This is a genomic window from Clostridium sp., assembly GCF_051278035.1.
Taxonomy (GTDB): Bacteria; Bacillota; Clostridia; order Clostridiales; family Clostridiaceae; genus Clostridium_AD.
This window is the reverse complement of record NZ_JBNMNU010000041.1, coordinates 18,686-27,628: the sequence shown is the minus strand read 5'-3', so window position 1 is coordinate 27,628 and position 8,943 is coordinate 18,686. Positions and strand designations below refer to the sequence as shown.

Here is an 8,943-nt window from a genome sequence, read left to right as displayed (position 1 = left end):
TAAAACATTTCCCACCACCGCAGTTCTGATAACGTCCACAAATAATTATTCCTATTTTTTCATAATTATCACCCCCGTCAAATATTCGATAGCATTTATATAAATTATAATTTTAAATCTTGTTTAATTCTACATATAAACATTCATGAAAAACCATATTCAGTCCATTTTTTTTACCTTTATTTAAAACTTCTGGATCATAAGAACCTGGTTGAAACCATACATTTTCTATATTACATTCCACAATATCATCTAACGCCTTTAAAGAAAGTGTAGGATTCACTATAACATTTACCGCATCTACCTTCTCTGGTAATTCCTTTAATGAATGATAAATCTTAACTCCATTTATCTCATCGTATTTAGGATTTATACCATATACTGTATACCCTTGTTCCTTAAGTTGCATTAATATTTTATAACCAAACTTACTTTCATTTGGCGACGCTCCAATTAACGCCCATTTCTTCATTTTAACCATTTCATCTCTTAATATTTTTATATCCTTCATATATAATTCCTCCTATATTTTATAATTTACACCCAAGGTTCCAATCCCTGTTTAACTCTATAATCATTTATTGCTACATGTATAACTTCTTCTGCTAAAACCGAGCAATGCATTTTAATTGCCGGAAGCCCATTTAATGAATCCGCAACATTTTTATTCGTTATTTTCCAAGCTTCTTCAAGAGTTTCGCCCTTAATAATCTCCGTTGCCATGCTACTGGATGCTACAGCAGATCCACATCCAAAAATCATAAATTTTGCATTTACTATTAGATTATTTTCGACTTTAATAAATATTCTCATGATATCGCCACATTGTGCATTCCCTACTTCGCCTATGCCATCAGCATCTTTAATTACCCCAACATTTCTAGGGTTCATAAAATGTTCCATTACCTTATCACTGTACATATTGTAGCCTCCATAATGCAAAAAAATATATATACTATTAGTTCATTTTCTGTATTTTTATTATACCTTTATACTACTCCCATATATAGTTATTGTCAAATGCTAATTTAAAAATGTATCTACATTTCTGTATTCTCTTTTACACAAACTATAAAAAATTTACTTTGCAATTATAAATGCATATATTTTGTTTTTATATCCATACTAGTACTGAAATGAAAACAAAATATTTAGGAGGTATTTTTTATGCCAAAAGCTAAACAATATGTAGACCAAAGTATGTCAACTGTACAAAGCACAGTTACATCATTACAACAAGCACTTACTTCAGCAGAAAAAGCAGATAATAAAGCTAAAATTCAATCAGCAATAGATTCTCTTAATTCTGCATCTCAACAATTATCTAACTATAAAGATTAATATCGAAAAAGAAATTCTATGATTATTTAAATCATAGGATTTCTTTTTTTGCTATTTAGGACTTTACAATAATAACAATGCGATAAACCTAATACAAATATACTATATCCGCATTCAAATATTCTATATCAGCTTTCTCGTGTGTAACAATTACTATTAATTTATCCGCGGCCAATTTAATTACCTGATCCATTATCTGATTTTTAAGCTCTTCCTCTAATCCTTTAAATGGCTCATCCATAAGCATAATTCTTTTATCATAAGCTAATGCCCTTGCAATTGCTACTCTACGCTTCATCCCACCACTTAACTCTTGTGGTCTTTTATTCTTAATGTAAGTTAATTGCATATCATTCATATATTCTTTGGCCATCTTAAGTGCTAGTTCTCTATCCTTCAAAACCAAACTAATATTCTCAATTGCCGAAAGCCATGGAATCAACCTATTCTCCTGAAAAACCATTGAAATGTCCTCTGTAATTTTAACTTCACCTTCATCTGGGTAAGTAAGTCCCGCTATCAAATTAAAAACAGTAGTTTTTCCTACCCCTGACGGACCAAATATACACACTATTCCCTTTTGCGGAAATTCTATAGTCTTCTTCGAGATAACTAACTCTCCATTAAAGCTTTTACTTACACCCTTAAAGATAATCATACATAATACCTACCTTTTTAAACAAGAAATTAATTACTTTTACAAACCCTTTTTCAAATAATAGGCTAAGTATTATTACCACTACAGTCCAAGCGAAGATATCAACAGTTTCTAGATAAATTTTAGCATTGTATAAATTTCTTCCTATGGTTCCTTTAGACAGTCCGATTACCTCAGCCGCAATTCCGGCCTTCCAAGCAAAACCTATACCAACATTACAAGCTGCAGCAAAATATGGCATAATGCTTGGAATATAAACCGCCTTTAAAACTCTTCTTTTAGGTATATTGAAAACCTTTGTCATTTCTAAAAGCTTAATATCAGTATTTTTAATTCCTTCAGACACATTTTCCCATACCATAGGCAATACCATTAGAAATGCTATAAAAGCCGATATTCTATAAGATTTTAACCATATTAAAGCAAGTATAATAAATGATGCCACAGGCGTTGATTTTATAATATTTAATACTGGCGTAAAAAAATAATCAAGTAATTTAAACTTAGTTGTGATAACAGCTAGTAGAGTTCCCGATACTAACGCCAGTATTAAGCCAACAAATATTCTCATAAATGATGTTCCAATTGATTGCCAAAATAATGCCGTAAATGATAACTCAACTATACGCATAAAAATATTTATTGGAGAAGATATTAGAAGCTCTTGATCCACAAGCATATAAACTAATTGCCATATAAGTAGCCAGATTAATAATACTCCTGACTTCATTACAAATTTACTTGTTTTACTTTTTATCCTCGTAGTAAAAATCTTCATCAGGTAATTCTCCCCCTACGGATTTTGGATTTGCTTTAAATAGCACCTCTAAAAACCCACTAGTCATTGACTTCATTTCACTTCCACCAATATAAGTGATACTAGATTTAGGAATAGCGATCTTTGCTGGTGCTGATTTCATTATATCAAATTTTTCAATTAATGCTGCACTTTCATCGACATTATTATTAACATATTCTGTTGACGCAGCATACTCTTTTAAAAATGAATCTACAACAGCTTTATTTTTCTCTAAGAATTCTGTTCGAACAATAATGCTTCCCATTACTAGAGCACTTGGGTTTTCACCAGATACGTTTTCCCATTCCTTTGTCATATCTAATGCAATCTTAACATCTTTATTTTGTATTAATACAGATGTTACAAATGGTTGTGGAAGTAATGCGATTTCTATCTCTCCTGCTGCCATTAAAGTCGCAACTTCAGAATGCTCAGCTCTGTATTCCACTTCTACGTCCTTGCCAACTATTAGTCCATTTTGCTCCAATACGTAATTTAAAACATATTCTGGAGTTGTTCCTTGACCAGTTGCATATATTTTTTTCCCTCTAAGATCGGAAGTCTTTGTAATTTCTACTCCATTAGTTACTATATACAAAACTCCTAAAGTATTATTAGCGATAATCTTTACTTTTCCTTCAGTTTTTTTATAAAGTGTCGCAGCTAAATTTGTAGGAACTGCAGCAATATCTACTTGTCCTGTAGTAATCATCCCAACTACTTCATCAGGTGCACCTGACAAGCTAAAAGTATAATCATTTTTAGTTTTACCTAATTCGTCATCTTCCATAAGTTTAACCATTCCCATCCCTGTAGGACCCTTTAAAGCTACTACATTTGCTTTTTTCCCAATTTCTTCCTTTGCACATCCTGTAAACCCTATAACTCCAATAAATAATACAAGTACTAACGCCATAACTTTCTTCATAATAAACCCCTTTCTATAACTCGTTTATATTTTTTATAAATATTTGGTTGCCTTCTTTTTTGATAATTCCTTTTTCCTCAAGGTCATAAATAATTCTATATAATGATGCTCTACTTATATTTAGCACTTTCGATAGCTCTGTAAAATACTCTCAAGGATTGATCTATTAGTACCACTAAACAAATAACTATTAAATACACTATCTATTTCTAAACCGCTTATGCCCACAATATGCACCACCTAATATGTCTTATATAAGACACTTTAATTTATTGTATTCCCTATTAAATACATTGTCAATATTTGAATAAACTAAAAAGAGCACTGAGACTCATATAGTCTTAGTACTCTCATAATCCGGCAGGCACTTATAAAAAATATTACATATATTTATTTAATATCTGTTCAAAATCCGATTTAGGTCTAAATCCAACTATGTTTTCTACTGCTTTTTCACCTTTAAATACCATAATTGTTGGTATACTTGATATTCCAAATTGATTAGAAACCATAGGATTTTCATCTACATTTATTTTCACGAATTTTATCTTTCCAGAATATTGTTTATCTAATTCTTCCATAACAGGGCCAACCATTCTACAAGGTCCACACCATGGTGCCCAAAAATCCACAACCACCGGTACATCATTTTCAATTACTTCTATACTAAAAAGACTGTCATTTATTTCTTTCATCATTATTACCTCCATTTTTAGACTATACATCTATTATTTTATAATATATTTTCTTATAGTGATATTTTTACTCTTCTACAAATTGTATTGCTCCCATAGGACAATACTTTATACATTTACCACATTTAGTACACTTATCTTCTAAGATAGTAGGTGCGCCAAATTCCACTTGTTTTATAGCATCTACCGGACATACTCTCACTGATGGACACGGATGATTTTGCGGGCATCTGCTCTTAATTACTTTAACCTTAATAATATTCACCTCTTTTCAATATATTCCTTTAAGGTATTGTTATACTATATGTCAATAATCATTCAATATCTTATTATTTTTTATACCCCAATAGGGTATTTAAAGTTATACTAACATATTAAAATTTGACTGTCAATACTTAATTTCTTTAACTAATTCATCTTCTTCATGATAAGTAAACAACCTCATTTCTCTCTATATAAAAAAACAAACTGTATCACGAGTTTTCTACTCATCTACAGTTCTGATAGCATCCACTAATAGCAATAATTTTTTCCATCATGATTATCTAATAAATTATAGCTAGTCAAAGTTTATCCTTTAACTACCTAAATTAATTATTCTATTACATTTATTAATTCTAAATAATTATTCGTTGCAATGTCCTTCATGTTCATGTTCCGTGCAAACACTCCCAGTTGATTTTAATTCACCATTTATATATTTTTGTACTACGTCATCAGTAAAACCTTGTGCACCAACTACTACTTCAATACCTTTTTCATTAAATAACTTTTGTGCTGTTTCACCCATTCCACCTGCAATTATAGCATTTACATTCAATTCTTTTAAGAACACTGGAAGATACCCAGGTTTATGTCCTGGATTTTGAGTAAAACTCTTACTTAATGATTTACCTTCCTCTACTTCATATATTGTAAAACCTTCACAAAATCCAAAATGTCCACTTACTTTCTTTTCTTCACTTGCAACTGCTATTTTCATTTATAATTCCTCCTTATATTTGGGTTTACTAAATTTATATAGTTTAATGACGTGCAGGACCAGACATTTTTAATTGTTCCAGTTCACCCTTGCTATACATTAAAAGAACTGAGTTTATAACTGTATTGCCACATTTATATGCTTTAATTTCAGAATTTTCAATAATTACAAAAGCATTAGGCCCAAGGTTCCCTGTAATTATAATATCTACATTTTCATCAACTAATTGATTAGACGTAACAATCCCTGCTCCACCACTAGCTGTTTTGCCTTTATTTTCTATAACTTTAATGTTTCCATTTTCTGTATCATGAATTTGAAAATATTCGCACCTTCCAAACACTGTATCTAATAAATCCTCACTAGTTTTTCCCGCTGATGAAATAGCTATTTTCATTACTTCTCCTCCAAATCTTTTATTATATTTGTTACTAATTTTCTTTGTGTTTAGATTTTATTTCTTCACTGCATTTACTACATAATCCTACAAATATAATATTCGAATCATATATCTCTAAATTTTTTTCTTTTTCCATTTTTTTATTTAACTTTAAATAGTCAAGATTTAAAGTTTGACTATCTAAATCAATTATGCTATTACATTTACAACATTTAAAATGGATATGCAGAGGCTTCCCACTAAATATTTCCATTTCATAATAACTTATACCATTAATATTTATTTCTTTTACTATTCCTAGCTCATTAAACACCTTTAAAGCTCTATAAATTGTAGCAAGTCCTATACTTTTTTCTTTAACTTTCTCGTATATTTCTTTTGCATTTAAATGGGTGTTATAATTCGTTATAGTTCTAAGTATTATTTGCTTTTGCGAAGTAAATTCATAACCATTATTTTTTAAGAGTTTTTTAAAATGCATTAAATCTCCATTCATAAAATCATCCTTTTTCATTATTCATTTAATAATTCCTCCTTATATTTTAATATTAAATTAAATCATCCATTGAATATATATTGGCATTTGCTATTTATAATTATATATTACTCCTTTTATTAGTTATTGTCAAATGCCAATAAACCCAAAATAAAAAAATTATAAGAGCATTGGTAATTCATCATTAAAAACCCAACTTATATCTTAAAACAAGTTGTAAGTTTTAAGATATAATAATAAAGCTTAGAATTGTAAATGCAAATGGCTTGCAGTCACAATTCTAAGCTTTATTATTACTAATCTTATATATTAATCTTTATATACAATAGCTTTAGCCGGGCATTTATCTATGGCTGTCTTTATATTTTCATTTTCCGCTGACTTAACTACCTTCTTAAGCACCTGCGCTTTTCTATTTTCTATAATAAAATTATCAGGCGATATTTTATTACATATTCCACAACCAATACAGTATTGCTCATTTATGTTAAGTATACTTCCTTCATTATTCAAGATATCATCATTGGGTATATCCTCTTTTTTCACCAACTTTGAAGTAATATAAGCCATAATAAAAATCGAGATAGTAGTAAAAACCCATCTTATAGCCATGAACTTTGGCCCTAAAAATTTTGCTTCATTAGCAAGCATTGGTATTTTAATTACAGCCCAGGTACTGAGCATAATTACAATACTCGAAACACTTGCTCCTTTTTTTAAAAGCATTTTGCACACTGGAAAAGCTGCATATATAGGACCTGCTGAAAAACTTCCAAGTAAGAAAGAAAATATAGAGCCTTTAAAACCCGAACCTTGACCTAAGGCCTTTTTTATTGATTTTTTAGGAATCCAGGCTTCAATAAGAGAAGTTAGTAACAATATAACTGGCATAATTATAAGCATTTCTTTTATATAATATAAACTGTTATTTAAAGATTGAAGGGCTTTACCAGGCATTAGAATTCCTAAAACTATATAAGTCACAACTACTAAAGTTAATAACATATTATTTTTTAGTTTTTGTCCAATCGAGCTCACATTACCACCCCCATTAATAGAGCAATTATAATGGCAAATATAAAGCTCAAAGAATTCCTTACTATAGTAAACCGTAAACCAAATTCTCTTTTTTCAAGAGGAAAAGTCACAACGCCTACCATAGTTAGCGTTGTTAAAAATGCAACTACTGGTACTATGTTAGCTCCAGCCTTTACAAGAGAACCCACTAGCGGGAAAGCAACAAAAGCAGGTATTAACGTTATACTTCCTACAAAAGCTGATACAATTGTAGATATAAAAGCGTTGGAATTACCCATATATTGATTTACTGTATCAGGAGGAATAAACGTTAATATTAAACCAATAAGAAAAAGTATACCTATTATTGCACCCATCATGTTTCCCATAAGACCTTTTGACATCTTAATAGAATTTAATGTTCTTTTTTTATCTTTAATTATAGACCATATAAACCATGATCCAGTAATAACCCAAAGTACAATAGTAAATATGTCCATGCTAATCACCTACATAATTTTTAGGATTAGGTGCTTTAATTACGAAAAATTCAAGAATTTCTTCATTAAAATTATTTATATTCATTTTTATATTATAGGGTATATTCACAATATTTCCCTGTTGATATTCTTTTTCTACTTGTTGGCCTAGTTTTATAGTCAATATGCCTTTTGTTATAACCATATATACATTAGAATTAGAAAAGTGTTCTGCGAGCCCCGTTCCTTTTGTAAGTGTCATATGCATTAAAAGTAAATTATCATCATCGATAACTTTTGCAACGTTTTTTTTACTAGATTTGTTGAATTTATAATTTTTTTCTATCATTTTAATTTCCCCTTTCAAAATGTCTCTACCCGTATTATAATTGAATCTAGAAAATAATTCAGTTACCATGGTTACTAATTTTAAAAAAGGAGATAATTAATTTATGCTAACCTATTTACCACTACTTAAAAAGATTGATTTATTTAAAGATCTTTCTTTTGAAGATTTAAATCATTTGTTCACCAAGGACTTATATGAAATAAAAAACTACAAAAAAACGCGGTCATATATTTTCAGAATGAAAAATTCACACGATTTGACATAATTTTAAAAGGAACTATATTAGTTCAAGATATTGATTCAAAAGGTAATGCATTAACTATTAGTGATTTCAATGTTGGTGATGTTTTAGGTGGAAATTTGCTTTTTTCACATAAAAATTTTTATCCTATGACAGTTATAGCGAAAACTGATGCCATAATACTTCATATAAAGAAAGATTTAATTATAAAACTTTGCCAAATTAATGTAGTTTTTCTAAATAATTTTCTCCAATCAATATCAGATAAAACTTTAATATTAACAGATAAAGTCAAATCATTATCTATGAAAACTATAAGGCAATGTATCATTGATTTTTTAATATATGAAAGTTTCTCCCAAAGCAGTAACACAATTAAATTACAATACACAAAAAAAGAACTTGCTGAAAAATTCGGAATTCAAAGGCCTTCTCTTTCTCGTGAGTTAAATAAAATGAGGAAGGACGGATTAATAGAATATGATGCTCATTCTATTACAATAATTGAAGTATAGTCTTTAATCTATTCAGTTTTATGATTTGTAAAAACTTTTATAT

At 29.4% G+C, this 8,943-nt stretch carries 17 protein-coding genes; 3 read left to right on the top strand and 14 right to left on the bottom strand.

The genetic code is table 11. The features are described 5' to 3' along the window. Positions 1 to 112 precede the first annotated feature (112 nt). Positions 113 to 511 carry a CoA-binding protein gene (locus ACJAX4_RS08315; RefSeq protein ID WP_435788993.1) on the bottom strand — a complete coding sequence of 133 codons (399 nt, stop codon included), beginning with the start codon at positions 509 to 511 and terminating at the stop codon, positions 113 to 115. A gap of 26 nt (positions 512 to 537) precedes the next feature. Next, entirely contained in the window at positions 538 to 921 is a 384-nt protein-coding gene (gene nifU / locus ACJAX4_RS08310) for a Fe-S cluster assembly scaffold protein NifU (protein ID WP_435788992.1), read from the bottom strand. Positions 922 to 1,167: 246 nt separating this feature from the next. On the opposite strand from nifU, the gene ACJAX4_RS08305 reads away from it, so the two are divergent. Then, positions 1,168 to 1,341 carry a hypothetical protein gene (locus ACJAX4_RS08305; RefSeq protein WP_435788991.1) on the top strand — a complete coding sequence of 58 codons (174 nt, stop codon included), beginning with the start codon at positions 1,168 to 1,170 and terminating at the stop codon, positions 1,339 to 1,341. 88 nt (positions 1,342 to 1,429) lie between these two features. On the opposite strand, the gene ACJAX4_RS08300 is transcribed toward ACJAX4_RS08305, so the two are convergent. The 12 genes from ACJAX4_RS08300 to ACJAX4_RS08245 form a co-directional block, all read right to left on the bottom strand. Beyond that, positions 1,430 to 1,999 (bottom strand): ATP-binding cassette domain-containing protein, encoded by a 570-nt coding sequence (locus ACJAX4_RS08300; protein WP_435788990.1) that lies wholly within the window; start codon positions 1,997 to 1,999, stop codon positions 1,430 to 1,432. Next, positions 1,986 to 2,777 (bottom strand): ABC transporter permease, encoded by a 792-nt coding sequence (locus tag ACJAX4_RS08295; RefSeq protein WP_435788989.1) that lies wholly within the window; start codon positions 2,775 to 2,777, stop codon positions 1,986 to 1,988. Before ACJAX4_RS08295 ends, ACJAX4_RS08300 begins: the two co-directional genes overlap by 14 nt. Continuing rightward, entirely contained in the window at positions 2,746 to 3,726 is a 981-nt protein-coding gene (locus tag ACJAX4_RS08290) for an ABC transporter substrate-binding protein (RefSeq protein WP_435788988.1), read from the bottom strand. Before ACJAX4_RS08290 ends, ACJAX4_RS08295 begins: the two co-directional genes overlap by 32 nt. Positions 3,727 to 3,739: 13 nt before the next feature. Further along, positions 3,740 to 3,853: a helix-turn-helix domain-containing protein gene (locus ACJAX4_RS08285; protein WP_435788987.1), complete on the bottom strand. Its 114-nt coding sequence runs from the start codon at positions 3,851 to 3,853 to the stop codon at positions 3,740 to 3,742. 253 nt (positions 3,854 to 4,106) lie between these two features. Continuing rightward, positions 4,107 to 4,424, bottom strand: coding sequence for a thioredoxin (gene trxA / locus ACJAX4_RS08280; protein WP_435788986.1), 318 nt, complete (start codon positions 4,422 to 4,424; stop codon positions 4,107 to 4,109). Positions 4,425 to 4,488: 64 nt separating this feature from the next. Further along, a complete protein-coding gene (locus ACJAX4_RS08275; protein WP_435788985.1) occupies positions 4,489 to 4,686 on the bottom strand; it encodes a 4Fe-4S binding protein in 198 nt (65 codons plus the stop codon). 360 nt (positions 4,687 to 5,046) lie between these two features. Then, positions 5,047 to 5,403: a NifB/NifX family molybdenum-iron cluster-binding protein gene (locus ACJAX4_RS08270; RefSeq protein WP_435788984.1), complete on the bottom strand. Its 357-nt coding sequence runs from the start codon at positions 5,401 to 5,403 to the stop codon at positions 5,047 to 5,049. A 43-nt stretch (positions 5,404 to 5,446) separates the two neighbouring features. Beyond that, positions 5,447 to 5,800 carry a NifB/NifX family molybdenum-iron cluster-binding protein gene (locus ACJAX4_RS08265; RefSeq protein WP_435788983.1) on the bottom strand — a complete coding sequence of 118 codons (354 nt, stop codon included), beginning with the start codon at positions 5,798 to 5,800 and terminating at the stop codon, positions 5,447 to 5,449. 34 nt (positions 5,801 to 5,834) lie between these two features. After that, positions 5,835 to 6,299 carry a Fur family transcriptional regulator gene (locus tag ACJAX4_RS08260; RefSeq protein WP_435788982.1) on the bottom strand — a complete coding sequence of 155 codons (465 nt, stop codon included), beginning with the start codon at positions 6,297 to 6,299 and terminating at the stop codon, positions 5,835 to 5,837. Between the two features lie 309 nt (positions 6,300 to 6,608). Further along, a complete protein-coding gene (locus tag ACJAX4_RS08255; RefSeq protein ID WP_435788981.1) occupies positions 6,609 to 7,337 on the bottom strand; it encodes a permease in 729 nt (242 codons plus the stop codon). Further along, positions 7,334 to 7,816: a permease gene (locus ACJAX4_RS08250; protein ID WP_435788980.1), complete on the bottom strand. Its 483-nt coding sequence runs from the start codon at positions 7,814 to 7,816 to the stop codon at positions 7,334 to 7,336. Before ACJAX4_RS08250 ends, ACJAX4_RS08255 begins: the two co-directional genes overlap by 4 nt. A 1-nt stretch (position 7,817) precedes the next feature. Next, complete coding sequence (locus ACJAX4_RS08245; RefSeq protein ID WP_435788979.1) at positions 7,818 to 8,144, bottom strand: cupin domain-containing protein; 327 nt, start codon at positions 8,142 to 8,144, stop codon at positions 7,818 to 7,820. A gap of 103 nt (positions 8,145 to 8,247) precedes the next feature. Between ACJAX4_RS08245 and ACJAX4_RS08240 the strand changes: the two genes are divergently transcribed. Continuing rightward, positions 8,248 to 8,409: a hypothetical protein gene (locus tag ACJAX4_RS08240; RefSeq protein WP_435788978.1), complete on the top strand. Its 162-nt coding sequence runs from the start codon at positions 8,248 to 8,250 to the stop codon at positions 8,407 to 8,409. Then, positions 8,370 to 8,900: a Crp/Fnr family transcriptional regulator gene (locus tag ACJAX4_RS08235; RefSeq protein ID WP_435788994.1), complete on the top strand. Its 531-nt coding sequence runs from the start codon at positions 8,370 to 8,372 to the stop codon at positions 8,898 to 8,900. Before ACJAX4_RS08240 ends, ACJAX4_RS08235 begins: the two co-directional genes overlap by 40 nt. The last annotated feature ends 43 nt before the right edge of the window (positions 8,901 to 8,943 follow it).

Bases quoted from the DNA above. Each gene is read 5' to 3' on its own strand.
- ACJAX4_RS08295 (WP_435788989.1), bottom strand. From the start codon at position 2,777: ATGAAGATTTTTACTACGAGGATAAAAAGTAAAACAAGTAAATTTGTA.
- nifU (WP_435788992.1), bottom strand. From the start codon at position 921: ATGTACAGTGATAAGGTAATGGAACATTTTATGAACCCTAGAAATGTT.
- ACJAX4_RS08290 (WP_435788988.1), bottom strand. From the start codon at position 3,726: ATGAAGAAAGTTATGGCGTTAGTACTTGTATTATTTATTGGAGTTATA.
- ACJAX4_RS08315 (WP_435788993.1), bottom strand. From the start codon at position 511: ATGAAGGATATAAAAATATTAAGAGATGAAATGGTTAAAATGAAGAAA.
- ACJAX4_RS08270 (WP_435788984.1), bottom strand. From the start codon at position 5,403: ATGAAAATAGCAGTTGCAAGTGAAGAAAAGAAAGTAAGTGGACATTTT.
- ACJAX4_RS08245 (WP_435788979.1), bottom strand. From the start codon at position 8,144: ATGATAGAAAAAAATTATAAATTCAACAAATCTAGTAAAAAAAACGTT.
- trxA (WP_435788986.1), bottom strand. From the start codon at position 4,424: ATGATGAAAGAAATAAATGACAGTCTTTTTAGTATAGAAGTAATTGAA.
- ACJAX4_RS08260 (WP_435788982.1), bottom strand. From the start codon at position 6,299: ATGAATGGAGATTTAATGCATTTTAAAAAACTCTTAAAAAATAATGGT.
- ACJAX4_RS08240 (WP_435788978.1), top strand. From the start codon at position 8,248: ATGCTAACCTATTTACCACTACTTAAAAAGATTGATTTATTTAAAGAT.
- ACJAX4_RS08300 (WP_435788990.1), bottom strand. From the start codon at position 1,999: ATGATTATCTTTAAGGGTGTAAGTAAAAGCTTTAATGGAGAGTTAGTT.
- ACJAX4_RS08265 (WP_435788983.1), bottom strand. From the start codon at position 5,800: ATGAAAATAGCTATTTCATCAGCGGGAAAAACTAGTGAGGATTTATTA.
- ACJAX4_RS08305 (WP_435788991.1), top strand. From the start codon at position 1,168: ATGCCAAAAGCTAAACAATATGTAGACCAAAGTATGTCAACTGTACAA.
- ACJAX4_RS08250 (WP_435788980.1), bottom strand. From the start codon at position 7,816: ATGGACATATTTACTATTGTACTTTGGGTTATTACTGGATCATGGTTT.